This window comes from Actinoalloteichus sp. AHMU CJ021, from assembly GCF_002895405.1.
GTDB lineage: Bacteria > Actinomycetota > Actinomycetes > Mycobacteriales > Pseudonocardiaceae > Actinoalloteichus_B > Actinoalloteichus_B caeruleus.
Genome location: NZ_CP025990.1, coordinates 425,171 through 451,447 on the forward strand (window position 1 = coordinate 425,171; position 26,277 = coordinate 451,447).

20 protein-coding genes are annotated in these 26,277 nt (G+C 73.6%); 4 read left to right on the top strand and 16 right to left on the bottom strand.

Going from position 1 to position 26,277, the window contains the following annotated elements:
* Positions 1–320: 320 nt before the first annotated feature.
* Positions 321–2,162 carry a DNA helicase RecQ gene (recQ, locus tag C1701_RS01410; RefSeq protein ID WP_103055370.1) on the top strand — a complete coding sequence of 614 codons (1,842 nt, stop codon included), beginning with the start codon at positions 321–323 and terminating at the stop codon, positions 2,160–2,162.
* 110 nt (positions 2,163–2,272) lie between these two features.
* Here the strand turns inward: recQ and C1701_RS01415 are convergent, their stop codons facing one another.
* From C1701_RS01415 to aceA, 3 genes are all read right to left on the bottom strand, one after another.
* Positions 2,273–3,091, bottom strand: a complete 819-nt coding sequence (locus tag C1701_RS01415; protein WP_103055371.1) for a lipase family protein — start codon at positions 3,089–3,091, stop codon at positions 2,273–2,275.
* Positions 3,092–4,203: 1,112 nt separating this feature from the next.
* On the bottom strand, positions 4,204–5,832 hold the full coding sequence (gene aceB, locus C1701_RS01425; RefSeq protein ID WP_103055373.1) for a malate synthase A: 1,629 nt from the start codon (positions 5,830–5,832) through the stop codon (positions 4,204–4,206).
* A 16-nt stretch (positions 5,833–5,848) separates the two neighbouring features.
* Complete coding sequence (gene aceA / locus C1701_RS01430) at positions 5,849–7,174, bottom strand: isocitrate lyase (RefSeq protein ID WP_337662066.1); 1,326 nt, start codon at positions 7,172–7,174, stop codon at positions 5,849–5,851.
* A 213-nt stretch (positions 7,175–7,387) separates the two neighbouring features.
* Between aceA and C1701_RS01435 the strand changes: the two genes are divergently transcribed.
* Positions 7,388–8,815 (top strand): short-chain fatty acyl-CoA regulator family protein, encoded by a 1,428-nt coding sequence (locus tag C1701_RS01435; protein WP_030106617.1) that lies wholly within the window; start codon positions 7,388–7,390, stop codon positions 8,813–8,815.
* A 41-nt stretch (positions 8,816–8,856) separates the two neighbouring features.
* Here the strand turns inward: C1701_RS01435 and C1701_RS01440 are convergent, their stop codons facing one another.
* On the bottom strand, positions 8,857–9,327 hold the full coding sequence (locus tag C1701_RS01440) for an anthrone oxygenase family protein (protein ID WP_103055374.1): 471 nt from the start codon (positions 9,325–9,327) through the stop codon (positions 8,857–8,859).
* Positions 9,328–9,569: 242 nt separating this feature from the next.
* On the opposite strand from C1701_RS01440, the gene C1701_RS01450 reads away from it, so the two are divergent.
* Complete coding sequence (locus C1701_RS01450; protein WP_103055376.1) at positions 9,570–10,517, top strand: AraC family transcriptional regulator; 948 nt, start codon at positions 9,570–9,572, stop codon at positions 10,515–10,517.
* An 86-nt stretch (positions 10,518–10,603) separates the two neighbouring features.
* Here the strand turns inward: C1701_RS01450 and C1701_RS01455 are convergent, their stop codons facing one another.
* Entirely contained in the window at positions 10,604–11,389 is a 786-nt protein-coding gene (locus tag C1701_RS01455) for an aminotransferase class IV family protein (protein WP_337662067.1), read from the bottom strand.
* Between the two features lie 653 nt (positions 11,390–12,042).
* On the opposite strand from C1701_RS01455, the gene C1701_RS01460 reads away from it, so the two are divergent.
* The gene (locus C1701_RS01460; RefSeq protein ID WP_016698893.1) at positions 12,043–13,257 is read left to right on the top strand and encodes a helix-turn-helix domain-containing protein; all 1,215 of its coding nucleotides are present in this window, start codon (positions 12,043–12,045) and stop codon (positions 13,255–13,257) included.
* 401 nt (positions 13,258–13,658) lie between these two features.
* Here the strand turns inward: C1701_RS01460 and C1701_RS01465 are convergent, their stop codons facing one another.
* The 11 genes from C1701_RS01465 to C1701_RS01515 all read right to left on the bottom strand — a co-directional run bounded on the left by C1701_RS01465 (position 13,659) and on the right by C1701_RS01515 (position 26,268).
* The gene (locus C1701_RS01465; RefSeq protein ID WP_016698894.1) at positions 13,659–14,828 is read right to left on the bottom strand and encodes an ABC transporter permease; all 1,170 of its coding nucleotides are present in this window, start codon (positions 14,826–14,828) and stop codon (positions 13,659–13,661) included.
* The gene (locus tag C1701_RS01470; protein ID WP_039786877.1) at positions 14,825–16,000 is read right to left on the bottom strand and encodes an ABC transporter permease; all 1,176 of its coding nucleotides are present in this window, start codon (positions 15,998–16,000) and stop codon (positions 14,825–14,827) included. Before C1701_RS01470 ends, C1701_RS01465 begins: the two co-directional genes overlap by 4 nt.
* Before the next feature lie 7 nt (positions 16,001–16,007).
* Positions 16,008–16,946, bottom strand: coding sequence for an ABC transporter ATP-binding protein (locus C1701_RS01475; protein ID WP_103055378.1), 939 nt, complete (start codon positions 16,944–16,946; stop codon positions 16,008–16,010).
* Entirely contained in the window at positions 16,943–17,995 is a 1,053-nt protein-coding gene (locus tag C1701_RS01480) for a right-handed parallel beta-helix repeat-containing protein (protein ID WP_016698897.1), read from the bottom strand. The genes C1701_RS01475 and C1701_RS01480 overlap by 4 nt, the downstream gene beginning before the upstream one ends.
* Before the next feature lie 407 nt (positions 17,996–18,402).
* Positions 18,403–19,188: an alpha/beta fold hydrolase gene (locus C1701_RS01485; RefSeq protein WP_103055379.1), complete on the bottom strand. Its 786-nt coding sequence runs from the start codon at positions 19,186–19,188 to the stop codon at positions 18,403–18,405.
* 11 nt (positions 19,189–19,199) lie between these two features.
* A complete protein-coding gene (locus C1701_RS01490; RefSeq protein WP_016700945.1) occupies positions 19,200–20,048 on the bottom strand; it encodes an ester cyclase in 849 nt (282 codons plus the stop codon).
* A 118-nt stretch (positions 20,049–20,166) separates the two neighbouring features.
* Complete coding sequence (locus C1701_RS01495) at positions 20,167–21,081, bottom strand: ACP S-malonyltransferase (RefSeq protein ID WP_103055380.1); 915 nt, start codon at positions 21,079–21,081, stop codon at positions 20,167–20,169.
* Between the two features lie 88 nt (positions 21,082–21,169).
* On the bottom strand, positions 21,170–22,033 hold the full coding sequence (locus tag C1701_RS01500) for an alpha/beta fold hydrolase (protein ID WP_016700943.1): 864 nt from the start codon (positions 22,031–22,033) through the stop codon (positions 21,170–21,172).
* Positions 22,030–23,271, bottom strand: coding sequence for an NAD(P)/FAD-dependent oxidoreductase (locus C1701_RS01505; RefSeq protein ID WP_103055381.1), 1,242 nt, complete (start codon positions 23,269–23,271; stop codon positions 22,030–22,032). Before C1701_RS01505 ends, C1701_RS01500 begins: the two co-directional genes overlap by 4 nt.
* Positions 23,261–24,001, bottom strand: coding sequence for a nitroreductase family protein (locus tag C1701_RS01510; protein ID WP_016699775.1), 741 nt, complete (start codon positions 23,999–24,001; stop codon positions 23,261–23,263). The genes C1701_RS01505 and C1701_RS01510 overlap by 11 nt, the downstream gene beginning before the upstream one ends.
* On the bottom strand, positions 24,001–26,268 hold the full coding sequence (locus C1701_RS01515; protein WP_016699776.1) for a beta-ketoacyl-[acyl-carrier-protein] synthase family protein: 2,268 nt from the start codon (positions 26,266–26,268) through the stop codon (positions 24,001–24,003). The genes C1701_RS01510 and C1701_RS01515 overlap by 1 nt, the downstream gene beginning before the upstream one ends.
* Positions 26,269–26,277 lie beyond the last annotated feature (9 nt).

The window sequence follows — 26,277 nt, forward strand, 5'->3', positions numbered from 1 at the left end:
GTGGGCTGGTGGCGGGAGTGGGAACGCCTCCGCCTCGCCGGGGCCTCGGCCCGGGTGGTCGGGGGGTGCGTCGATTGTTCGGGCGGGTCGTGGCGGGGCGCATCGGCGAAACCACCGGCCTCGGGCTGGCGGCGTCGGGGTCGACCGGTGCACCGGGGCGGGCACGGGCGAGGCGGGGCGGCGCCGCCACCGGGCGGCCCGGGCGGGGCGACCGCCGGGTGCCCGAGGCCTCATGGTGACGAGCGGAACCACTCTGACCTGCGGTGACGGCCTGGCGACCGTGGTCGGGGGGTGTCCGGGGCTGGCCCTAGAATCGCGGGATGGCTGCCACCGACACCGGTCAGGACACCCGGGACGCACTGGAGGTGCTGCGCAGGGTCTTCGGGTACGACTCGTTCCGGGACGGGCAGCGGGAGATCGTCGACCACGTGGTCGACGGCGGTGACGCGCTGGTGTTGATGCCCACCGGCGGTGGGAAGTCGCTGTGCTACCAGATCCCGTCGTTGGTCAGGGACGGCGTGGGTGTGGTGGTGTCCCCGTTGATCGCGCTGATGCAGGACCAGGTGGACGCGTTGACCGCGTTGGGGGTCCGCGCCGGTTTCCTGAACTCCACCCAGGAGCCCGAGGAACGGGAGCGGGTGGAGGAGGCCTTCGTCGACGGGCGGATCGACGTGCTCTACCTGGCGCCGGAGCGGTTGCGGCTGGAGTCGACCGTGCGGTTGCTGGACCGGGGCACGATCTCGCTGTTCGCGATCGACGAGGCGCACTGCGTCGCGCAGTGGGGCCACGACTTCCGCCCGGACTACCTGTTGCTCTCCCACCTGCACGAGCGGTGGCCGGAGGTGCCCCGGATCGCGTTGACGGCGACGGCCACCGAGGCGACCAGGGCGGAGATCGTGTCCCGGTTGGACCTGGGTGGGGCGCGGCAGTTCGTCGCGAGTTTCGACCGGCCGAACATCCAGTACCGGATCGTGCCGAAGAACGACCCGAAGCGGCAGTTGCTCCAGTTGTTGCGCACCGAGCACGCCGGTGAGGCGGGCATCGTCTACTGCCTGTCCCGGTCCTCGGTCGAACGCACCGCCGAGTTCCTCGTGGCCAACGACATCCCCGCCGTGCCCTACCACGCGGGGCTGGACGGTCGGACCAGGGCGGAGAACCAGGCGCGGTTCCTGCGGGAGGACGGGTTGGTGGTGGTGGCCACGATCGCGTTCGGGATGGGCATCGACAAGCCCGACGTGCGGTTCGTGGCGCACCTGGACCTGCCGAAGTCGGTGGAGGGCTACTACCAGGAGACCGGGCGGGCCGGGCGGGACGGGCTGCCGTCCACCGCCTGGTTGGCCTACGGCCTGCCGGACGTGGTGCAGCAGCGGCGGCTCATCGACGGGTCGGAGGGCGACGACCAGCACCGGGCCCGTCTGGTGGCGCACCTCGACGCGATGCTGGCGTTGTGCGAGACGGTGGAGTGCCGGCGGGTGCGGCTGCTCGCCTACTTCGGGCAGCACGGTGAGCCGTGCGGGAACTGCGACACCTGCCTGAGCCCGCCGGAGACGTGGGACGGCACGGTGGCCGCGCAGAAGCTGCTGTCGACGGTGTCACGGTTGCACCGGGAACGGCGGCAGCGGTTCGGCGCCGGTCAGGTGGTCGACATCCTGTTGGGGCGGAAGACGGCGAAGGTCATCCAGCACGACCACGACACGCTGTCGGTGTTCGGGATCGGCACCGAGCTGTCGGAGGCGGAGTGGCGGGCGGTGACCCGGCAGTTGTTGGCGCAGGGGTTGCTGGCCGTCCAGGGTGAGCACGGGGTGTTGGTGCTGACCGAGGCCAGCGGTGCGGTGTTGCGGCGGGAACGGGAGGTTCCGTTGCGACGCGACGCGGCGCGGCGGGCGGCGGGCGGGTCGACGCGGCCGGTGAAGCGGTCGGGGAGCGCCCCGGTCGACCTGCCGGCGGAGGCGGTGCCGGTGTTCGAGCGGTTGCGGGCGTGGCGGGCGGCCACCGCGAAGGAACAGGGCGTGCCCGCGTACGTGATCTTCCACGACGCGACGTTGCGGCAGATCGCGGCCGACTCACCGTCGACGCTCGCCGAGTTGGGCGGGGTCAGCGGGGTGGGCGAGAACAAGCTCGCGAAGTACGGGCAGGCCGTGTTGGACACCCTCGCGTCCTGACGGGCGCGGGCGGGCTCCTGGTGCATGACGACCGCGGAGGCGGGCGGTCTCCCCCGACAGGTCCCCTGCCGTCCGCCTCCGCGTCGTCCGTCCGCCCGGGTCCGCCGGACTCAGGGGAGGTTCTTCTCGAGGCACTCCAGGTAGCGGTTGATCGGGTGGTCGCGCAGCGCGTCCGCGCCCGGGGAGAGCGGGTCGGCGGTGTGCCCTCGGAGCCGGTCGACGGCCCCGCCGAGCAGCGTGGTCCGTTCCTGGAGCCGGCCCTGCGAGTCGAAGTACCGCACCCGTTCGACGTGGCGGTAGAAGGGCTCCGGCGGTAGTTCGGGGACGACGTCGTTGTTGTTGACGAAGCGGTGCGTCCTGGCCCGGATGGCACCGTCGTAGGCGGTGGCCAGTTCGCGGTCGCAGGTGCGGGGTTGCCCGAAGGTGTAGATGCCGTCAGCCAGCAGGTTGGGGTCCTCGAAGTAGAGCCAGGCCGCGGCGAGCTGCGCCAAGGCGCCACCGAGGCTGTGCCCGGTGAACCACAGGGTCTGGTCGTTGTCCCGGAACTCCTCCAGGGTGGCCAGCAGCGCCGGGTGCACCGAGGCGAGGGCCTGGCTGAAGCCCAGGTGGACCAGGCCACGGCGGTCGGGGCCCGGGCCGGCCGGTGCGTTGGCGTCGGTGAGCCAGTCGCGGATCTGGGTGGGTTCGGTGCCCCGGAACGCGACGATGATCATGGAGTCGGACGCGGCGACGAAGGCCTGGGTGTGGTCGATGGGGAGGGGCGTCACCGGCGTGCCCTCCAGGAAGCGGAACCGGTCGAAGCCCCACTCCCCCACGGCCTCGCGGATCGCGCTCTCGTCGGAGTAGGCGAGTTTCGCGGCTCTGGCCAGCCAGTACGCGTGCTCCAGCCGGTATCCGGTCTCGTGGTGGTCGAGGGCGGTGATCGCCACGGGCAGCCCTTCGTCGCGACGTGCGGCATCGGTTGGTGTGTCGGTCGCCGGCGGTCCCGGTGTGTCCTCCGCTCCGGCTGGGCCGGAGGGCGGGAGCGCATCGGCTCCGGTTCGGGGGCCGACCCGGCCGGACGACGGTGGCCGCGCCGGCGTCGGCCCGCCCAGGGCCCGTGTCGACCACGGTGCCCTCGGACGGTGTGACCGTAGAAGAGGCCCGCCACCCGGTGTGGGAACGAACCACCCGATCCACTCGATCCGGGGATGTCGCGTCACCACGACGAGGGTTCACCGTTCGGCGCCGCGCTGAGGCCGTACGACGCGGAGCGGAGGTGTGGTGGGGAAACCACGGCGGCCCTGGCGCGGGCCGCTCCGCTGTCCCCGGGGCGGCGGGATGCCGGGTGGGGCCGTGGCGGGTCGTGCACTCGCCGTTCGGGTCCCGGCGGCGCGAGGACCGGGGGCGCCGGTGCTGGCCGCGAGCCTGGGTGGGCGGCCCTCGCCCCGGGTTGCCCACCGCGGTGGTGACGACGTCGGTGGGGCTGCTGACGCGACGCGGACGGCGGCCGGGTGTGGGAGACCGTGCGCCTGGTGGACGTCATCGACTTCCCGGGTGGCGGCGGTGGGGGCGGCGGCGGTCGACCTGGTGTTCCGGTGGGAGCGGTGGGCGTCGGGTGGGTCGTCGTGCCCGTCCCGGCGCGGCCGGAGCCGGTGCGGGGTCCGCTGGCGGCGAGGCGGGGATGCCCGCTGGAGGAGCTGTGGGGAGGCGGGGCTGGTGTGTACCTCGCCGGCCTGTCAGCGGGTGGATGGCGTGGGCGGGCCCCGCCCTCGGGGACGGGGAGGGCGGGGCCGGGACGCGGGGGCGTCGGGGACGCTCCCGCGTGGGTGCGGTCGGGGCCCGCCGCGCGGCGGCGGCTGGGGCGCGGCGGCGAACGGGTGGGCGGCCCCGTTCGTCGGGCCCCGACCCGAGGCGGCCCGCCCCCGTCGGGTCGGGGAACGCGGTGGGCGGTGCCGGGAGGGCTGGGGATGGTTGGGCTGGGCGGGTTCACCGGCGGGTCGGCCGTGGTGGGCGGTGGTCCCCCGGCCGGTGGTGGGCGCGGGGCTGGGTGGGGGCAGGGTCAGCGGTGGGTGGTGAGGTGGTGGGCGTAGGCGTGGGGGGTGAGGAAGTCGGGCATAGTCGGGCCGAGGGCGGTCGCGGTGAGGATGTCCACCGCCGCGTCGAGCCGGGTGGCCTCCGGGTTCTCCGCGCGGATCACGTCCCGTTCGGCGCGCAGCGCGTCGCCGACCAGGTCGCGGGTGACGGTCGTGCCGTCGGTGAGCGTCGTCGCGGTGTGGATCCACTGCCACAGCTGGGCGCGGGCGATCTCGGCGGTGGCCGCGTCCTCCATGAGGCCGTGGATGGCGACCGCGCCGCTGCCGCGCAGCCAGGCGTCGAGGTAGCGCAGGCACACCCCGACGTTGGAGCGGACGCCTTCCCGGGTGACCTCGCGGCCGGCGCCGCCGAGGTCGAGGAGTTGGTCGGCGGTGACGTGGACGTCGTCGCGGGTGCGGTGGAGCTGGTGGGGGCGGTCGCCGAGGACGGCGGTGAACGCCTCGCCGCACACCGGCACCAGGGCGGGGTGGGCGACCCAGGACCCGTCGAACCCGTCGGTGGCCTCCCGGTCCTTGTCCTGCCTGACCTGGGCCAGGGCTTCTCGGTTGGCGTCCGGATCGCGGCTGGGGATCACGGCGGCCATCCCGCCGATGGCGTGGGCGCCGCGCCGGTGGCAGGTGCGGACGAGCAGTTCGGTGTAGGCCCGCATGAAGGGGACGGTCATGGTGAGACGGGCGCGGTCGGGCAGGACGACGTCGGCGCCGCGCCCGCCGAGGGTTCTGATCAGGCTGAACAGGTAGTCCCAGCGCCCGGCGTTGAGCCCGGCGGCGTGGTCGCGGAGTTCGTGGAGGATCTCGTCCATCTCGAAGGCGGCGGTGATGGTCTCGATGAGGACGGTGGCGCGGATCGTGCCCGGGGGCAGGCCGAGGGCGCGTTGGGCGAGCAGGAACACCTCGTTCCACAGGCGGGCTTCCCGGTGGTTCTCCAGTTTGGGCAGGTAGAGGTAGGGGCCGCTGCCGTCCTGGATGAGGCGGGTCGCGTTGTGGAAGACGTGGAGGCCGAAGTCGACCAGGCTGGCCGAGACGGGTCGGCCGTCGATGCGGAGGTGTTTCTCCACGAGGTGCCAGCCTCGGGGCCTGGGCACGATGGTGGCCGGGTCCTCGGCGATCCGGTAGCGGCGTCCGGTGTCGGTGGTGAAGTCGATGCGGCGTCGGATGGCGTCGTGCAGGTTGAGTTGCCCGCCGATGATGTTGTCCCAGGTGGGGGCGGTGGCGTCCTCGAAGTCGGCCATCCACACCTTCGCGCCGGAGTTGAGGGCGTTGACGGTCATCCGCCGGTCCGGGGGTCCGGTGATCTCGACGCGGCGGTCGAGGAGCCCGGGTGGGGGTGGGGGGACGCGCCAGGTGGGGTCGTCGCGGATGGCGGCGGTTTCGGGCAGGAAGTGGGGGGTCTCGGTGCCGTCGGTGAGGCGGGCGCGGCGGTGGCGGCGGCGGTCGAGCAGCGCTCGTCGGTCGGCGGCGAAGGTGTTGTCCAGCAGCGCCAGGAAGTCGAGGGCCTCGGGGGTGAGGATCTCGTCGTACCGGTCGCGGAGCGGGCCGTGGATCTCGACGCGTCCGGCGGTGGGGAACGGGGTGTGTCGGGTGGCGGTCGTCATCTCGTCCTCCCTCGGCTCAGAACTGGGCTTCCTCGGTGGAGCCGCGCAGCGCGGTGGTGGAGCTGTCGGGGTTGAGGGCGGTGCTGACGCGGTCGAACCAGCCGGTGCCGACCTCGCGTTGGTGGCGGGTCGCGGTGTAGCCGTGCGCCTCGGCGGCGAACTCGCGTTCCTGGAGGTCGACGTAGGCGGGCATGCCGGTGGTGGCGTACCGGGAGGCGAGGTCGAACATCGAGTGGTTCAGGGCGTGGAAACCGGCGAGGGTGATGAACTGGAAGCGGTAGCCCATGTGCCCCAGTTCCCGTTGGAATCGGGCGATGGTGGCCTCGTCGAGGTGCGCGCGCCAGTTGAACGAGGGTGAGCAGTTGTAGGCGAGGAGCTGGTCGGGGTAGCGGTCGTGGATGGCCTCGGCGAAGGCGCGGGCCACCTCCAGGTCGGGTTCGGAGGTCTCCATCCACAGCAGGTCGGCGTGGCGGGCGTAGGCGAGGCCGCGTTCGATGCAGGGTTCGAGGCCGGCGCGGACGGTGTGGAAGCCCTCCCCGGTGCGTTCTCCGGTGGTGAAGCGGCGGTCGCGTTCGTCGACGTCGCTGGTGAGCAGGGTCGCGGCCTGGGCGTCGGTGCGGGCGATGATGACGGTGGGGACGTCGAGGACGTCGGCGGCGAGGCGGGCGGCGTTGAGGGTGCGTTCGTGCTGGCGGATGGGGACGAGGACCTTGCCACCGAGGTGGCCGCACTTCTTCTCCGAGGCGAGCTGGTCCTCCCAGTGCACCCCGGCGGCGCCGGCGGCGATCATGGCGCGCATCAGTTCGAAGGCGTTGAGGGGCCCGCCGAAGCCGGCTTCGGCGTCGGCGACGATGGGCGCGTACCAGTCGACGTCGCGGTCGCCTTCGGCCCAGGAGATCTGGTCGGCCCTGGCGAGGGCGTTGTTGATGCGGCGGACGACGGCGGGCACCGAGTTGACCGGGTAGAGGCTCTGGTCGGGGTAGGTCTGGCCGGCGAGGTTGGCGTCGGCGGCGACCTGCCACCCGGAGAGGTAGATGGCGCGCAGTCCGGCGCGGACCTGTTGGACGGCCTGGTTGCCGGTGAGCGCGCCGAGGGCGTGCACGTAGTCCTGGGTGCCCAGCAGGTGCCACAGCTTCTCGGCCCCGCGCCGGGCCAGGGTGTGTTCCTCGACGAGGCTGCCACGCAGGGTGAGGACGTCCTCGGCGGTGTAGGAGCGTTCGACGCCGCGCCAGCGGGGGTTGGTGGCCCATTCGCGGCGCAGGGCGTCCGCCGCGTCGACGGGGTCGGGGGCGGCGGTGCGTTCCCGGCCCGGGGTGCGGGTGTCATCCGTGGTCGTGGTCATCGGGCACCTCCGATTTGCGAAGTCCGCGATCGTGCGGCGGGGTTTCCCGACGATGGCACGCCACGGATAACCGCTGGAAGGTTGCCAATCCGCCAATTTCCGCGAATTTCTCCCGGCTGTTCCGCGAATTCGGCGAAGACCCGTTTCCTATGCTGGACCGGTCGCGCCCGGTCGCGGTCGGGCCCGCCAGCGGCGTCGGGAGGGGTGGTCGTCGTGGACAGGACCTTCGTCGGAGCGAAGCTGCGTCACCTGCGGGAGAGCAGGTCGATGAGTCAGGTGAACCTGGCGAGGCTGTTGGAGATCTCGCCGAGTTACCTGAACCAGATCGAACGGAACGTGCGGCCGTTGACGGTTCCGGTGTTGCTGCGGATCACCGAGGCGTTCGGGGTGGACGCGGAGTTCTTCGCCAACGACGACACGGGGCGTTTGGTGGCCGAGGTGCGGGAGGCGTTGCTGGACGAGGAGGTGGGGGCCGAGGCGTCGACGGGCGAGTTGACCGAGTTGGCGACGAACCTGCCGACGATCGCGCGGGCGCTGGTCCGGTTGCACCGCCGTTACCGGAGCGCGGTGGAGAACACGGCGGCGTTGACGGCGGAGAACGGCACCGGGTCGCACGGGAGCGCGGCGGCGCCGTTACCGCACGAGGAGGTGCGGGACTTCTTCTACGAGCGGGAGAACTACGTCGCCGAGCTGGACGAACGCGCCGAACGGTTGGCGGTGGGCCTGGACCTGCGGCGCGGGGAGGTGCGGGCGGCGCTGCGGGACCGGTTGTCCGGGACGCACGGGGTCCGGGTGACCAGTGAGGGGGTCGACGAGGCGGCCGGTGAGCAGCACCGGTACGAGCCGGCGGCCCGGGTGCTGCGGTTGGCGCCGACGCTGCGGTTCGGTCAGCAGGCGTTCCGGATGGCCTCGCAGATCGCCCTGTTGGAGCACGACCGGCTGATCAGCGCGTTGGCGGACTCGTACGCGTTCTCGGGGTCGGCGGCGAGGTCGTTGGCGCGGGTGGGGTTGGCGAACTACTTCGCGGGGGCGTTGATCCTGCCCTACGGGTCGTTCCTGCGGCGGGCCGAGGAGTTCCGGTACGACATCGAGCGGTTGTGCGACCACTTCAGCGTCGGGTTCGAGACGGTGTGCCACCGGTTGTCGACCTTGCAACGCCCCAGGGCGCGGGGGGTTCCGTTCTCGTTCGTGCGGGTGGACCGGGCGGGCAACATGTCGAAACGGCAGTCGGCCGCGGGTTTCCACTTCTCCCGGGTGGGTGGGGCGTGTCCGTTGTGGAACATCTACGAGGCGTTCAGCGCGCCGGGGAAGATCCTGACGCAGATCGCGACGTTGCCGGACGGCAAGAGCTACTTCTGGGTGGCGCGGACGGTGCGCCGCAACATCGGCGGGTTCGGCAGTCCGGGGAAGATGTTCGGGGTGGGGTTGGGCTGCGAGCTGCGGCACGCGCGGCGGTTGGTGTACTCCACGGGCCTGGACCTGGACGACCTGGAGGCGGCGACGCCGATCGGGATGGGGTGCAAGGTGTGCGACCGGCCGGCGTGCCCGCAGCGGGCGTTCCCGGCGGTGGGCCGGCAGCTGACCGTGGACGAGAACACCAGCACCTTCGTCCCCTACCCGGCGGTGCCCGCGTCCCCCTGACCGGGTGGGGGCGGGTTCCCGGTCAGGGGGACGGGTGGTGGTCAGCCAAGGGTGAGGCCCCACGCCAGGCAGGCGACGGCGGCGGTGGCGGTCACCGAACGCAGCACGTTGGCGCGGTTCCAGCGGCGTTCGAACGCGCGACGGGCGGCGGTGGCCGATTCGCCGGTCGCGGCGAGCGCGTTGTTCAACGGCACGTTGACGACACCGGTGACGACGACCGTGGTGAGGCTGAGGGCGAATCCGCCGAGCAGCCAGGGCAGGACGGTCTGCCCCTCGGTGTTGAGGTGCGTGGCGGCGGCGACGGCGGCGCAGACCGGGGTGCCGAGGAAGGGCAGGAGGAACCACGGGTTGGGGATGACCTCGTTGATCCGCCGCATCACGCGCACGAAGGTCGCGTCGTCGACGCGGCGCAGCGCCGGCATCACCCCGTAGGCGAATCCGGTGAACAGCCCGGCGACGAGCCCGCCGGTGACGGTGGCGGCGAGGAGGGCGCCGGTGCCCAGCGGGCTCATCGGAGCCCCCCGGTGACCGCCACCGGGGCCGGGCCGGAGGGGGTGGCTGGCGGGGTGGCCGGGCGGGCCGGCGCCGGCTGGAGCGGGTGGACGACGCGCCGTCCGGTCGTGGCGGCGCCGGGGAGGGCGGGGGCCCCGGCGGCCGTGTGGTGCTGTGTCATGACCACAGCCAACCCCGAGCCGGTGAGACGATCCATCGTCGAGCGGCTCGAACACCTCATCGAGCGTCTAGGCTTCGGGTCGTGGACGCGTTGACCGGGTTGTTGCACGGCGCTCGCGCGCGGGGCGCGTTCCTGGTGCGGTCGGTGTTGGACCCGCCCTGGTCGCTGCTGGTGCGGGACCGGGCTCCGCTGACGGTGTTGACGCCGGTGCGGGGCGAGGCGTGGGTGGTTCCGGAGGCCGGGGAGGCCGCCCTGCTGCGGCCGGGGGGCGTGGCCCTGGTGCGGGGCCCCGAACCGTACCGGGTGGCCAGTGCGCCGGAGTTGCCGCCGACGGTCGTCATCCACCCCGGGGACCGGTCGACCACGGTCGCTGGGGAGGAGTTGTGCGAACGGCTGGGCCTGGGGGTCCGGTCCTGGGGTGGGGGTTCGGCGGAGGGGGCCGTCCTGGTGACGGGCACCTACCACGCGGACGCGGCCGTGAGCCGCCGGTTGCTGGCGGCGCTCCCCGCCGTGGCCGTCGTCCCGGCGGAGGTGGGTGAGGGGTCGCTGGTCTCGCTGTTGGGTCGGGAGGTCACGCGGGACGAGCCGGGCCAGGAGGTGTTCCTGGACCGGTTGCTGGACCTGGTGGTGGTGTCCTCGGTCCGGGCCTGGTTCACCCAGCCCGGCTCGGCGGCCCCCGGGTGGTACTCGGCGGCCGGGGACCCGGTGGTCGGCCCGGCGCTGCGGCTGCTGCACGACCGGGCGTACGAGAACTGGACGGTGGCCACGTTGGCGGCCGAGGTGGGGGTGTCGCGGGCGACGCTGGCGCGGCGGTTCACCGAGCTGGTGGGGGAACCACCGATGTCCTACCTGACCGACTGGCGGCTGAGCCTGGCCGCTGACCTGCTGCGCGGGTCGACGGCGACGCTGGAGGCGGTGGCGCGGCGGGTCGGCTACGGCAGTGCCTTCGCGTTGAGCACGGCGTTCCGCCGGGAACGCGGCGTGAGCCCTCGGGAGTACCGGCGGGCCGGCGGACGAGCCGCCGGCTGAGTCGCCGGGGCGGCCGGCGGGTCGCCGGCCGGCCCGGTGCGGGGTGCCGCCGGGCGGGAGCGCGCCGCCGGTGCGCGGCCGGTCGTTCACAGCCGGTCCCAGGGCACCGAGGCGTAGATGTGGTGCAACGTCCCCATCAGCTCCCCGTCGACGGGGAAGTGGTGGTCGTCGATCCGGCCGACGGGGCTCACGCCACGCGAGTTGGTGAGGAACGCCGCCGACAGCCCGGGCAGGTCCCCCAGGCGCACCGGGCGGCGGTGTTGCGGCACGCCCCGCGCGGTCAGGCCCGTGACGAGCAGCCCTTCGGTGACGCCGGCGAGCGCGGGCGCCTGCGGCCACCGGACCTCCGGCCCGTCGAGGAACCCGATGTTGCTGACGGTGCCCTCGGTGACCAGGTCGTCCTGTCCGACGAGCAGGGCGTCGTCGAAACCGTCCTGCCTGGCCTGGCGGCCGTGGTGGAGCTGGGCGAAGGTGCCGACGTGTTTGAGGTGCGGCAGCGGGCGTTGGTAGCGGACCGAGCGGAGGCGTCGCGGAGCGGACGGTGGGTCAGCGGGTGGGCGGACGGTGACCAGCAGGGACGACGTGGGGGCGTCCTCTGGTTGGAAGGCGCTGACGCGCACGGTGGCGTCGTGGCGGGCGGCCAGGGCGTGGCGGACACGTCGGCGGACCAGGTCGCCGTCGAGTCCGGTGCCAAAGAGTTCCCGGTTGGCGGTGTCGAGCCGGTCCAGGTGGGCGGCCAGGCCTCGAACGCGCCGGTTGCGGACCTGCATGGTGGTGACGTGACCGTAGTTGACGGTGGCGGGCAGGAGGAGCTGGTCGACGGTGGCGGGCTGGCCGTCGATCTCGGCGTGGAGCACGCCTGCTGTGTTCACGGCGGGCGATGCTAACCGGAGCTCCCTCGCGCGCGGCCGGCCCCCGGACGGCGGGTGCCGTGTACCGGGGGCGCGGGACACCCGGCGAACAGCCGGGAGGGCGCGCCACTACCGGCGGTGGGGACGGTCGGTCGCGGTGGGCAGCGCGGCTGAGCGCCAACCGTGAGTCCCGGCCCGGCCATGCGGGCTGCCCGTCCGGGTGAGTGAGGACGAATCGGTGGTGCCCTCACCCACGCGGAAATCCCCGTTGCCCCGGGGAGTGCGAGGTCGACGAGGTGCGCAGCCGCCCGCGGGGTGGGGACCGTACGGCTCGCGGTGGCAGGGCGAGGGAGTCGCCCGACCAGCCGGGACCCGAGGATGCAGGGGCACGGGCCGGCCGGAGCTGGGGGGTCGGGCCGACCGCTGGCCCCGCCGGCGCGTGCCGGCCCTGCTCCGGCGGCCGGTCACGGCCAGGCGGCGGCCGGGCCTTGCGAGCCCCTGTCCACAGCGGAGCGGGCCCCGTCCGTTCACACGCTGGCACCCCCGCCACCGCTACACTGAGCAACGGAACCACTTCCCCGCGCGATCACCCCAGGGCGAGGCACGTGCCGCCCGGAAGCCAGGGACAGGCAGGGCGAGGTGTCGGGGCGGTCCCGCCGCCGAGGAGGGCCATCATGGACAGCACGGAACACCTGGGGCGGCGGATTCGCGCGCTGCGCCACGCCCGGGGGATGTCGCAGCAGGTCCTCGCCGACCTGTCCGGTTTCACCAAGTCCTCCATCTCCCACATCGAGACCGGCACGCGTCCGGTGGAGCGCCGGTCCACGCTGGAAGCCCTCGCCGCCGCCCTGCGGGTCGCCCCGTCCGAGATCAGCGGGCCGCTCGCCTGGTCCGCACCCGACCCGGTCGCCGCCGAGGCGCGTGCGGCCACCGAGGACCTCGCCGCCGTGCTGGCCGACCACCGCGTCGGTGACGTCCCGGACCGGCCCGTCCGGCCGTGGGGCGAGGTGGCGGCCGACGTGCGCCGGCTGAACTCCGACCTGCGGCCCCGCGCTGACTACGCGGCCCAGGGGTACCTGCTTCCCCGGCTCGTCGAGGAACTTCTCGTGACAGCCGGCCGTGCCTCCTCGCCACATCGCACCGACGCCCTGGTCGCGCTGGCCGCCTGCTACCACGCGGCGGCGGTCATCGCGAAGAACACCGGCGTCCGCCCCCTGGCGTGGGTGGCGGCCGACCGGCTCATGGGCGTCGCCGAGCGCCTGGGCCGGCCCGAGCACACCGCCCACGCCCTGTGGGTCCGCACGCACATGATCGGCGGGGTGGGGCGGGAACGTCAGATCCGGCAGGCGTGCCGCTGGCTGGACCTGCTCGCGGACGAGATGTCCGACCACCGGGTGGCGCAGGCGGCGGGGCAGCTGCACCTGACGGCGGCGTTCGCGCACGCGACCCTGGCCGACACCCGGGGCGCCACCGACCACCTCCACGAGGCGGAGGTGTTGGCGAACCGGCTCTCCTCCGACGCCGGGCGATTCGGCTACCTGTGGTTCGGCCGCACCAACGTCGCGTTCTGGCGGGTCTCGATCGCGGCGGAACTCGGGGACCACTCCCTGGTGGAACGGCTCGCCGAGGGTGTCGACCCGGGTACGCTGCCCGACCGGGGCCGACAGGCGCAGTTCTACTCCGACTACGGCCGTTCCCTGCTCAGGGCCGGCCGGACCCGGGAGCAGGGGGTCCGGGTGCTTCGCCGCGCCGAGGAACTCGCGCCGCAGCTGACCAGGAACAACCCCCTGGTGCGGGAGGCCGTGCGATCCGTTCTGGGCCGCCGGCTCGCCGAGCCCGCCGCACGGGAGGCGAGGGGGATGGCCCACCGGATGGGCGTCGCGGCCTGAGGGCGACGGCTCGGCGCGGACCCCTGCCCCCGTCCTCGCGATACCCGGGCCGACGGATGGCGGGCGGGACGGTCGGTCGTGGGTGGGAGCTCGCCGGACCGTGCTGGTGCCCGGGTGGCCGATGTGGCCGGCGGCGACGGCAGCACCAGCGTTCCCGGTGTTCGCGCCCCCGGCACGGCTGCGACCGGACCAACGCGCCGGTGGGTGCGATCGACCGTCGGGGGGTGCCGCCGACCTCGTTCCCCCCTCGTCCTCGCGGCACCCTCGGAACACCGGTCAGGACTTCTGGGGGTCGCCAGAGGCGGCGACCCCCGTGCTCACGGGTGGCGGGACGGCGTGGTGGTGGTTCCGCCGGCGCCGGTCGGGGCGGTGGGCGCGCCGCCCCGACCGGAGCGACCGGTTCAGCGCAGTGTCATGGCCCGGCGGCGGAACACCACCAGGGAGACCACCAGCAGCACCGCCGCCATCCCCAACAGCACGGCCACCTCCACCAGCACCTCGGCCGCGCCCTGACCGGGACGGGCGAGGGTCAGCAGGCCGTCCATGGCCCAGGCGTGCGGGAACAGGTAGCCGATGGTGGTGAGGGTCTCCCCCGCCACCTCCCGTGGCCACAGGCACCCGCCGAGCATGCCGAGCACGATCCCGACCGGCGGGCCGATCGCCGGAGCCTGGGACGGGGAGCGGACCAGGCTGCCGACCAGCATGGCCGCCCCGGTGGCCACCAGGCAGAAGGCGCCCACCACCACGGCGACGCCCAGCGGGTCTCCCCAGGAGACGTCGAACATCAGGGCGCTGACGACGATGATGAGCAGGGCCTGCGCCACCGCCACCGCCAGCCGGCTCAACGCCTCCCCCGCCAGCACGGTGCCCGGCCGGACGGGGGCGGCCAGTGAGCGGCGGACCATCCCCAGCCGGCGGGTCTCGACCAGCGCCGCGGCCACCGCCATCGAGTTGATGAAGGTGAACAGCACGAGGTTCGCCGGGGCGGTGTAGGCGAAGCCCTGCGGATCGGAGCCCTGGTCACCGCCGTCCCGGGTGCGGACGGCGACCTCGGCCGAGTCCTCCCGGGCGGCCCGCACGGACGCCGCCGCCTCTTCGGGGGTGGCCCCGGCCGCCTCGGCGGCGCGGGTGGCCTCCAGGACGGCCGAGACCCGGCCCACGGCGACGTCGACCGCGCTGCGGGCGGCCATGCCGGTGCCGTTGGTCTGGGTCATCACCAGTTCCAGCTCGGTGGAGCCCGGTGTGATGAGCAGGCCCACGGCCAGGCGTCCCTCCCGCACGCCGGCCCGCACCTCCTCCTCGGAGTCCCGGCGTTCCACGTCGAGGTCCGGGCTGGCCTCCAGCTCCTCCAGCACGGCCGCCGCGATCGGGTCGTCGTTCCCGGCGACCACCCCCACCGGGAGCCGGGTCTCCCCGCCCGAACCGCCGCCGAGGGCGAGACCGACGAAGGCGATGGTCACGAAGGGCATGACGACCATGAAGAACAGGCCGGTGCGGTCCCGGGCCTGGCGTCGCAGGTTGGCCACCACCAGGGCCAGGATCGGTCGGGGCCGCCGCCGAGTCGGGCTCATCCGAGGAGTCCTTTCCGGAATCGGAGGGCGGCCAGGCCCCCGGCGACGACCGCGATCAGGCAGACCACGCCGATCGGACCGACGACGGAACCGAGGTCACCGCCGGCGGCGAGACTGGCCAGGCCGGTCGACGTCCACCCGTTGGGGGTGAACAGGGCGAGGGTCTGGAGGAACTCCGGCAGGTTGTAGAGGGGGACGAGGCTGCCGCCCAGGATTCCGGAGACGAAGGCGATTCCCAGGTTGTACCCGTCGGCCTGGGCGTCGGTCCTGGCGTTGCTGGCGACGAGCATGGTGATCGCGGTGGCGGCGAGCACGTGCGCCCCGCACAGCACCAGCACGGCCAGCGGGTCGCCCCAGCTCAACCCGAAGAACAGCACCGAGGAGGCCCAGGTGACGCAGACGCTGGTCATGGCGAGCAGGAACCCGACGATCCCCTTGCCGACGACGGGTGTCCACTGGGGGACCGGCGCGACCCGCAGCCGGCTGAGGGTGCCCAGTTGCCGGTCGGTGAGCAGGCTGCGGGTCGAGGTCGCGACCACCAGGTAGGCGAAGAGCACCGCCATGCCCGAGGCGTAGTGGACGGCGACGTCGACCTTGCCGCCGGCCATCGGGTCGGCGTCGAGGGTCAGGGTGGGCCCGGCCGCGCCGTTCTCCTCGACGAAGAGCCGCACCTCGTCGGCCGGTACGCCGGCGTCCAGGGAGGCGCGCACGGCCAGGGTCCTGGCCTCGACCAGCGCGGAGATCTGGTCCACCATGCTGTTGGCGATCACCCCTGCCAGCGGTGTGGAGTCGGAGGTGAGCACGGTGACCTCGCCGCCCTCACCCGCGCCCACGCTGTCGCTGAAGCCCGGGGGGAAGACGATCGCCGCGCCGATCTCGCCGTCGTCGACGGCCGCGCCGGCCTGCTCCTCGTCGGCGTAGTCGCGCAGCGTGAGGACGTCCTGGAGTTCCTCGGTGGCCAGCGCCTCGCGCCGCACGCTGGTGGGGAAGTCGCCGCCGTCGAGGTCGACGATGCCGATCGACGCGCGCAGCGGCGGGTCCTCACCGCCGAGCGCGAGGCCGAACAGGGAGGCCAGGGCGACCGGGGCGACCAGGGCGATCAACAGGGCCGTTCCGTCGCGGAGTCGGGAGCGGAGTTCGTGGCCGCTCACCACGAGAAGTGCTCTGAGCATGTCCCGTTCAGTCCCGGAGTGTGCTGCCGGTCAGGTGCAGGAAGGCAGCCTCGAGGTCGGGTTCGGTGATCTCGACCCCGGTGATGGTGGCCACCCCCTCGACGGCGGCGATGAAGGAGGGCAGCAGGTGCCTGCTGCCCTCGGCGAGCAGGCGGACGCTGGACGTGCCGGTGGGCACGGCCTCGGTGACCCTGTCGACGGCCCGGAGCTTCTCGGCGGCGGCGGTGATGTCCCCGTCGAGCACCAGTTCGACCCGGTCGGAGGTGCCCAGCCGGGAGACCAGTTCCCGTTTCGTGCCCTCGGCCACGAGCCGGCCCTTGTCGATGATGCCGACCCGCTTGCACACCCGTTCCACCTCCTCCATGTAGTGGGAGGTGTAGAGCAGGCTCATGCCGGCGGCGACCAGCTGGTCGACCCCCTCGAGGATGGCGTTGCGGCTCTGCGGGTCGACGCCGACGGTGGGCTCGTCGAGGACGAGGAGGGTGGGTTCGTGGAGCAGGGCGGCGCCGATGTTGATGCGCCGCTTCATGCCGCCCGAGTAGTCGCCCACCTTGTCGTCGGCGCGGTCGGTGAGGCCGACCAGGTCGAGGACCTCCGCGATGCGGTTCTGGAGGGTGCGGCGGGGCAGGCCGTAGAGGCGTCCGAAGTAGCGCAGGTTCTCCCGTCCGGTCAGTTCCGGGTAGAGGGCGATCTCCTGCGGCACGTACCCGATCCGGGCTTTGGCGGCCCTCGGGCCCTGGGCGAGGGCGTGGCCGGCGATGTGGACGCTGCCGGCGTCGGGGCGCAGCAGCCCGGAGAGCATGGAGATGGTGGTGGTCTTCCCGGCCCCGTTGGGGCCGAGCAGGCCGTAGGCCTCGCCGCGTTCGATGGTGAAGCTGATCGAGTCGACGGCGAGGTGGCGCCCGAACCGTTTGGTCAGGTCCTGGCAGACCAGGGCGTCCGTCACTGACCGGCCTCCCCCGCGCAGCCGTCGATCCCGGCCGGGTCGGTGACCGGGGCGAGGTTGCCCCGGAACAGCTGCCGGTCCAGGTCGCTGCCGACCTGGAGGTCGTGGGGTTCGTTGTCGGTGATCTCGTTGCCCAGCACCGTGTTGTCCACCGGGTCGGCGCCGCCCCACTCCTTCGAGGAGGCGAGGGTGACGGCGCCGCCCATCACGGAGAACCCGCTGGGCCGGTGCCCGCTGATCCGGTTGTGGACCAGGGCGACGCGGGTGGTGCCGATGACGGCGACGCCGACACCGGAGATCGGCGGTCCTGCCGGGGCGAGCACCTCGGGGTCCCCGCCGCCTGCGGCCAGGTTGTTGGCGTGGATGTCGTTGTCGATGACCAGGCAGTCCCGGACGCCGCCCGGCGGCTCCCCCGGGTAGGTCTGGTTGAGCAGCATGACGCCAGCGGCGTTGCCGTGTGCCCGGTTGCCGACCAGCCGGGCGTGGGAGGAGTTGTCGACGAAGAGACCGAACCCGTTGGTGTGGGTTTCGGTGTCGGTGATCAGGGAGGTGTCGCCGGAGCAGAAGCTGAGGGCGACGCCGCCGTACTGGCTGCCCGACGCCTGGCAGCGCCGGACGGTGAGGCGCTCGGACTCGCGGAGGTAGATGCCCCAGACCGCGTTGTCCTCGACGGCCACGTCCTCCACGGTGAGGTCGGTGGCGGAGTGGGCGTGGACGCCGGCCCCGGGGAATCCGGTGATGGTGATGCCGCGCAGGGTGACGCCCTCGACCGGTTCACCGGTGCCGTGGACGCTGATCCCGCTGACCGCACCCTCCGGCGCGTCGGTGAGCTGGGGGATCGACGCGGTGGGTTCGCCGCCGGGGCGCAGCACGGTCCGACCGGGTCCGGCGCCCACGAGGGTCACGCCGCCGTGCCTGATCCAGAGGTGCTCGGCGTAGGTGCCGGCCTCCAGGCGGATGGTGACGCCGGGGCCGGCGGCGTCGAGCGCTTCCTGGATGGACTGGCCCGGGGCGACGAGCACGTCCTGCGGCGCTGGCGCGAGGGACATCACGCGGCTCCTTTCCTGTGGTGGTGGGGAGACCACGGCCACGGGACCGGTGCGGTCTGGTGGCGTGACGCGCGGTCGTGGGGTGCGGGCCGCCGGATCCGGCGGCGGACGGGGGCGGGCTTGGGGGAACGCGGGAGGCGGGACGCGCGGGTGGTCCGGGGGTGGACACCGGTGTTCCGCGAGGAGCGACCGAGGCGGACGGGTTGGGGTGTCCTGGACGCCTGCCACCCTATCGTGATGATCAAGGCGCTTTCGGGGTCGCGAGGGTGGAGTGGGCGGGCAGCGCCCGGGGCGTGACGCCGGGTTCGGTGGCGCCGGTTCGGGGTGCTCCGGCGTGCCGTCCGCGCCGCTGCCGGGAGGCTCGTGCCGTCCTCGCTGGCCATTCCGGTCGCCCTCCCGTCGTTCGCTCAGCGGGTGGGGAGGGCGGTCCCGGTGAGGAACCGTTCGAGCCTGGTGGTGTACTCCTCGGCCTTCTCGATCATGGGGATGTGTCCGCAGTCGTCGACGGCCACGAACTCGGTGTGCGGCCGGTGAGCGACGAGCTCGCGCCAGGGTTCGATCGGGGTCATCCGGTCGAAGCGGCCCCACACGTACAGCGAGGGGCAGGTGACCTTGTCGAGGGCGGCGCCGATGGAGTAGCGGCGGGTCGCCTTCAGGCTGCGGGCCATGCTGACCATCGAGCTCGGCCGCCGCAGGAGTTCCGCGGTGCGTTCCAGTTGTTCCTCGCTGAAGTAGCGGCCCCGGTGGAACAGCGCGGCCAGCATCCGCTCCCGGAAGTCGTCGCTGTCGAGTCGCACGCTGGCGCGGCGGTCGACGCTCAGGCCGACGTCGGGGTCGGCGCTCAAACCGGGGGCGCCGCTGACGACGATGGCGCGGACCCGTTCGGGGTACCGCCCGGCGAGGTCGATGGCGACCAGGCCGCCCATCGAGTTGGCGCACACCACCACCTCGTCGAACCCGGCGTCGGCGCAGGACTCCAGGAAGGCGTCGCCGAGCCGTTCCATCGACCCGGCCACGGTGCGGTCGAGGGCGCAGATCGGTTCCTGGGTGCGCAGCACCGGCCAGCCGGCGGCGGCCAGGTTCTGGAAGGGGTGCTCCCAGATCCAGCCGCCGGCGAAGAGGGCGGACATGAACGCGACCGGTGTCCTGGACCGGTCGCCGTCGAGCCGGTGTTCGGCGGTGAAGACGGTCATGCGAGCTCCAGTCACAGTAGGGGTTCCGGTGGCAGTGTCCGACCGCAGTCGCAGGTGGCGGCGTCGTGCACGGCGACGACGACGCCGCACCCCTCGCACCGGGCGTAGTCGCGGGTGGAGGTGCGGGACCAGACGCTGGTGAACGCGCGGCCGTACCGGGCGCCGCGGAAGAAGCGGCGCATCGCCCGCTGGTGGGGCCGGGCGTGGACCGCCCGGATCGATTCCGGGCGGTCGAAGGCGCTGAGGGTGAAGCGGCGGTCCCCGAGGTCGAAGGTGGCCGCGCCGAGGAACCCCCTGGCGGGGCGCATCGACTTCATGACCTCGGCGCTGAGCAGGTCCACCTCGGCGGATTCGTCGTCGTCGCGGACCTGGACCCAGGTCAGCACCAGCGCCTCCGGTTCGCCGGTGGGGTTGCGCAGGGTTCGGGAGCTGATGCCGAACTGCCGTTCGGTGTCGGCGGAGGGGACGTAGCGGGGCTGGTAGCCCAGGGACGCGGCCAGGGCCATCCGGTCGAAGGCGCGGCGCACCTCGGTGCGTCCGTCCTGGGTTGTGAGCAGGTCGGTGCCCGCGACGTGGGCGGTCCCGCCGGTGGCGGGCATCCCCAGGTAGGCGGCGCGGTGGTCGGCGCGCAGCGTCCAGGAGACGTGGGCGCTGGTCCCGTCGGCGACGACCCGGTCGACGGTGAAGCGGGGGCCGGCGAAGCGGGCCAGGACCCGCTGGGCGTGCGCGGCCAGGTCGTCCCCGCTGACCGGGTCGGGCAGGTCGGGGTCCTGGTAGTCGTCGACGAGGTCGGTGAGCGCGGCGATGTCGCCCTCCTCCCAGGCGCGGAGGTGGCGGAGGGCGGTCTGGCGCGGGTCCATGCTCACTCCGGGCTGCGGGTTGGGTCGGTGGTGGGGCGGTGTCGCGGGTGTGGCACCGGAGTGGCCGGGGCGGGGGTGGCCGCCCGGGTGCCGGTGCGGTGGCCCGCGCCGGGCCCGCTCATCCGGTCTTCTCCCGGGTGAGCCGGCGGGGCGTGGTCGGGTCGGACATCGGCAGGCAGCGGAGCCCGGCGGGTCTGGCGAGTCCGGTGAGCACCTTGCTGTCGCCCACCTCGACGGCCAGCTCCACCTCGGGGTGCCCGGCGAGCCGGGTCATCGTCCGCGCCCACCGCACGCGGCGGGTGAGCTGGTCGACGAGGGCGTCGCGCAGCACCGCCGGATCGGTGGTGGGTTCGGCGGTGACGTTGGGCAGCACGGGGATCCGGGGGGTACGGAGTTCCTCGGCGCGCACGGCCTCCGCCCAGGCGTCGACGGCGTCGGCCATCAGGGGCGAGTGGAAGGCGTTGCTCACCGTCAGCGGTGTGGTCTTGCGGGCGGCGGTGGCGAGGGCGACGAGGCGGTCCACCGCCGGGGTTGCCCCGGAGACGACGACGTGGTCGGCGGCGTTCTCGAGTCCGACGACCAGCGGTTCGTCGGGTGCGGCGGCCCTGGCGACCAGCTCCTCGACCTCGTCGACGTTCAGGCCCAGGACGGCGGTCATCGACCCGGTGGCGGTGACCGCCGCCATCAGCCGGGCCCTGGTGGCGACCAGCCGGAGGGTCGCCTCGAAGGACAGGGCCCCGGCCGCGTGCAGTGCGGCGAGTTCACCGACGCTGTGTCCGGCGACGATGCCCGGTTCGTGGCCCTCGGCGCGCAGGACGGCCAGGGCGGCCAGCCCGCACACCGTGACGGCGGGTTGGGCGTTCTCGGTGGCGACGAGCCGCTCGGCCGGGCCCCGGGCGCACAGGGGCCCCACCGGGGTGTCCAGGAGGCGGTCGGCCCGGTCGAACACCTCGGTGGCCTCGGGCCGTCCCCGGAGCCAGGCGCCCATGCCGACGCGCAGTGTGCCCTGCCCGGGGAAGAGGAACGCGAGCACGGCTGCTCCTTCCTGGACGGTGGTCCGCCGCACGGTGTCGTGGTGGCCCCGGCGCGGTGGGGGACGGGTGGGTTCGGCACGGGTCGTCTCAGAGGCGGCGGCGTCGGCGGGCCGGTTCCGCGCCGCTCTGCGAGCCGAGGAAGCCCAGGAGCAGTCGGTTCACCTCGTCGGGGGCGTCCAGCGGGATCCAGTGGCTGGCGTTCTCCACGCGTTCGTAGCGCCAGGGGCCGCGCACGTACTTGCCGGAGCCGATCATCTGGTCCTCCAGCATCGCCTTGTCCCCGGTGGACCAGATCCCCAGCGTGGGCGCCAGCACGGGTGGGAAGTTGCCCTCGGGGCGGAGTTCGCTCTCGGGGGAGCGGTTGGCCCGGTACCAATTGAGGCCGGCGGTCAGCGCGCCGGGGCGGGCCAGGTCGCGCAGGTAGCGGGTGTGGTCGCCCTCGCGGGCCATGATCTCCTTGAACAGCCGCCAGCCGTTGCGCCGCAGCAGTTCCTCGCTGACCCCGGGGAACTGGTAGAAGAGCATGTACCAGGAGCGGGCGCGCTGGTCGATGGTGGGCGCGGAGAACATGCCGGGGTGGCCGACGGAGAGGACCGCGAGGTGGTCGACCCGGCGGGGCATGAGGAAGGCGTACATCCAGGCGACGGCGGCGCCCCAGTCGTGGCCGACGACGTGGGCGCGGGGCACGCCCAGTTCCTGGGTGAGCGCGACGACGTCGTTGACGATCGTGCGCATGCCGTAGGCCTCGACCTCCTGCGGCTTGTCGGAGTCACCGAAGCCCCGTAGGTCGGGGGCGATGACCCGGTAGCCCGCGTCGACGAGGACCGGGATCTGGTGCCGCCACAGGTAGGAGGAGTCGGGGAAACCGTGCAGCAGGAGCACCGGGTCCCCCTCGCCCTGGTCGACCAGGGCGATGTCGATGCCGTTGACGTGCAGTTTCTTGTTGGTCACACGGTCTCCCTCAGTAGCCGCTCCGCGAAGAACTCGCTGAATCCGAATTCGGGCACGTCCTCGGGCGGCACCATGTTGAGCAGCCCGGTGACCTGGAGCGCGTCGTTCTCGGCCATCAGCTGGCGGGCTCGCCGTCGGCGTTCCACGGCGTGCTCGCCGAACTCGGCCTGGAGTTTGGCCATCAGCGTCGCGCCGAAGTGGAGCCGCTTCATGCGGAACTCCCGCTCGGCCAGGTAGGGCTCGAACGCCGCCGCCGACCAGTCGTCCCCCTCGAGGAGGGTGTCGCAGACGATGCGGGCGTCCCGCAGGCTGCACGACAGTCCGGTGCCCAGCACGGTGTCGCAGTTGCCGGCCTCGTCTCCGATGAGGACGACGCCTTCGGCCAGGGTCGGGTTCTGCGGCAGGATCGCCACCGACGGCCAGGCGACCAGCGGGCCGGTGGGTACCGCCCTGGTGACGGCCTCGCCCCGGTCGGGCAGGCAGTCCAGGGCGAAGGCGTCGAGGAAGCGGCGCTGCCCCTCGGGGCCCCGGTAGCGGCGCTGTTGGCCGGTGGCGAAGTTCAGGTAGAGGCGGGCCCGGCCGTAGCCCTGGGGGAACACCATGAACATGACGTCGCCCTCGGTGCCCATCGCCTGCACGTCGGCCGGCCAGTCGTCGAGGCCGTCGACCATCATGCCCGCGCCCCAGTGGTGCACCGAGTTGGCCATGGAGACGCCGACCTGCCGGCCGACGGTGCAGACCCGGCCGGTGGCGCCGAGCACGATCCGGGGGCGGATCTCGTGGTCGGTGTCCCCGGTCCGGTAGCGGACGACCGGTGCGGGTCCGGGGGTGACCTCGACCTGACCGGCGCCCATGACGACCCGCGCGCCCGCCTCCGCGGCCTGTTCGGCCATCAGTTCGCAGACAGTGTGGTGGGGGAAGCACTGCGGCCCGCCGATGCCGGGGAGGAACCGGGTCATGTCCACCGCGCGGGCTTCGTCGACGTCGACGACCTCATCCCACTGGACCCACTCGCGGATCTCCCATGCACCGCCGAAGACGAAGGCGTCGGCGACGCCGAGCCGGTGCGCCTCCTGGATGCCCCAGGGGGCCAGCCACTCGCCGCGCACCAGGTCCCGGTACTCAGACTGTTTCTCCAGCATGACGACGGAGAGGCCGGCGGCGGCCAGCCGGCAGGCGGAGGCGGCCCCGGCGATACCGCCCCCGACGACCACCACGTCGGTGTGGTCAGCGTTCATGTCCCCACCCCTCCCAGAAGGTGCGTTTCCTGGCCGGGTACCGGTCGGCCGGCCGGAAGTCGGTTCCCCGGGTGTAGGCGACGGGGATCAGGCAGATCTGGCTCACGCCGGCGGGGATGCCGAGCAGCTCCGCCACCTGGCGTTCGTAGGGCAGGTGGGTGCAGGTGATCGTGCTGCCCAGTCCCCTGCTGCGCAGGGCGAGCTGGAAGGACCAGATCGCCGGGAAGATGGAGCCGTAGTAGGTGCTGGCCCGCAGGGGCCCGAGCCGCACGGAGTGGCCGGGGTCGTCCGCGGGTTTGTGGGCGATGCGCCTGGCCCACTCGGCGTCGACGGCGGCGATGTCGGGGGGCGGCCCGAGCACGCAGGGCAGCACCAGGACCGGTATCCGCGCCAGGGTGGTGGCCAGGGTGCGGGCCGAGGCGTTGTTGCGCCGGGCCTGCGGGTCGTTGCGGCGGCGGCCGGCCTTGGTCCATGCCTCGTCGCGCTGGAACTCCCACGCCGGTTCGATGAGGGTGGCCAGCCGCTGTTTGACCGACGGGTCGGTGAGGACGAGCCACCGCCAGTTCTGGTGGTTGTTCGCCGTCGGCGCCTGCACCGCGACCTGGAGCGCCTCCTCGACGACTTCCGGGGGCACCGGCCGGTCGAGGTCGAGCCGGCGGCGCACCGACCGCGTCGTGGTGAGCAGCCGGTCGGTTTCGGCGACGTCGAACGGCGGCGGGTCGGCCGACATCACGGCGCGCCCAGCAGGACCGAGCCCCGGACCGAGCCGGGGGCGGCGGTCAGGGCGAGCGCCCTGGTCAGCGGTTCGGCGAGCTTCGGGGTGGACAGGTAGGAGCCGGTGCCACCGGCGACCGGATCCGTCAGGTCGGTCAGCGCCGGGGCCACGCCTTCCCGCAGGGCGAGGGCGGCCAGGGCGATGGCCAGCGCCCCCGACGCGGCCTGGCAGTCACCGGTGAGGGCGGCGCCGCTGGTGAGCGGTCCGCCGGGCAGTGCGGCGAGCACGGCTTCGGCCTCGGCGGTGTCGTGGGGGCCGCCGGTGCCGGCGCCGACGACGAGGCCGACGTCGGCGGGGTCGAGGGTGGCGAGGCTGCGGCGGACCAGGTCGGCCTCGTCGGTGCCGGTGGAGCTGGCGTGGCCGCCGCCCAGCACCCGGGCGTAGGGGCGTCCGCCCCGGGCGGCGCAGTGCGCGGCGGACTCGACGATCAGGGCGACGGCGGCCGATCCGGACGCGGTGGCGGGGCGGGCCCGGTCGTAGGGGCGGGCGGTGGTGGTGTCGCCCCCCGTGGACTCGTCGGCGGCGACGACCACCACGACCTCGGCCTTGCCGGTGCGGATGGTCTCCACGGCGCAGTCCAGGGCGAGGGACGCCGAGGCGCCGCCGGTGCAGAGGGTGGTGGTGGGGCCACGCAGGCCCAGGGTTTGGCAGACGGCGCCGCCGGTGGCGTTGAGCACGACGTTGGAGAAGCTGAGGACGGCGGGTTTGGTCGGGTTGGCGGCGACGCTCTCGTCGAACCCGTCGGTGCTCTCCACCGAGCCGGCCGCGGTGGCGAACATGACGCCCACGTTCTCCAGCGCGGCCCTGCCCAGTTTCAGTCCGGCGTCCTCCCAGGCCAGGCGGGAGGCGGCGATGGCCATCCTGGACAGGCGGTTCATGTGCCGCCACAGGGTGCGGGGCGCGTAGGTGCGGCTGGTGAGGTCGGGGGCGGTGCCGACGCCGCGCCGGCCGGCGGCGAGGGCCTCGGTCAGGTCGGAGACGCCGGTGGCCAGGCCGGTGACCGGGCCGAGGCCGGTGACGACCACGTCGACCGGGGCGAGGGGTTCGTGGTCGCGGGGCTGCCCTGGGCTGGTGAGGACCAGCGAGACGTTGTTCCCGCCGAAGGCGTAGTTGTTGGACACCACCGTGTTGATGGGCAGTGTCCTGGCCTCGTTGGGGACGAAGTCCAGGTCGGTGGGGGCGGTGTCCTCGTCCCCGGCGAAGCCGATGGTGGGGGGCGCGGTGTCGTGCCGCAGCGCCAGGACGCTGGCCACCGCCTCGACGGCGCCGGCGGCGCCGAGGGTGTGGCCGAGGAAGGACTTGATGCTGCTGGTGGGCACCTGTCCGGCTCGGTCGCCGAACACGGTGCGCATGACCTTGATCTCCATCGCGTCGTTGGCCGGGGTGCCGGTGCCGTGGCCGCTGACGTAGTCGACCCGCTCGGCGGTGAGACCGGCGTCGGCGAGGGCTCGCCGCACGGCGCTGACCCCGCCCCGGCCGGTGGGGTCGGGTGCGGTGGCGTGGTAGGCGTCGGCGGACAGGCCGTAGCCGGCGACCTCGGCCAAGGGGGTGGCGCCACGGGCCAGGGCGAGGTCGAGGGGTTCGACCAACAGGAACGCCGCGCCCTCCCCCAGGTTCAGCCCGAGGGAGCGGCTGTAGGGGCGGCAGGGTCCGACGCTGAGCGCCTGGAGGCCGGCGAATCCGGCGTAGGTGCCGAACAGCAGGGGGTCGGCGCCGCCGGCGAGGACGAGGTCGGCCTCACCGGTGAGGATCTTGTCCTTGGCCAGTCCCACCGCGTTGCCGCCAGCGGCGCAGGCCGTGGAGACCAGGATGCGGGGGCCGTGGGCGCCCAACCGCTGGGCGACGACGTCGCCGGTGTGGTGCATGGGCTGGTATCGGCCGCCGGCGTCCGGGGTGGCCTGGCACTTGCCGAGGACGAGGCCGAAGCGGTCGGCGGGGACACCGCCGGCCGCGAGCCCGCCCTGGCGGAGGGCTTGGCGGGCCGCGACCAGGGCGAGCTGGGCGGTGCGGTCCAGGCCGGCGTCCTCGGCGGGCAGCTGGCCGCTGATCCACTGGTCGGGGACCTGCCCGGCGTGCCGGGCGTCGAACGCCCCGTACGCCTCGTCCTCGACCGGGGTGAGGCCACCCTGCCCGGTCGTCAGCCGCAGCCAGAACTCGTCCGGGTCGCGGCCGATCGCGCAGATGACTCCCAGGCCGGTGATGACGACCGGTCGCAGCGCCATGAATGTTCC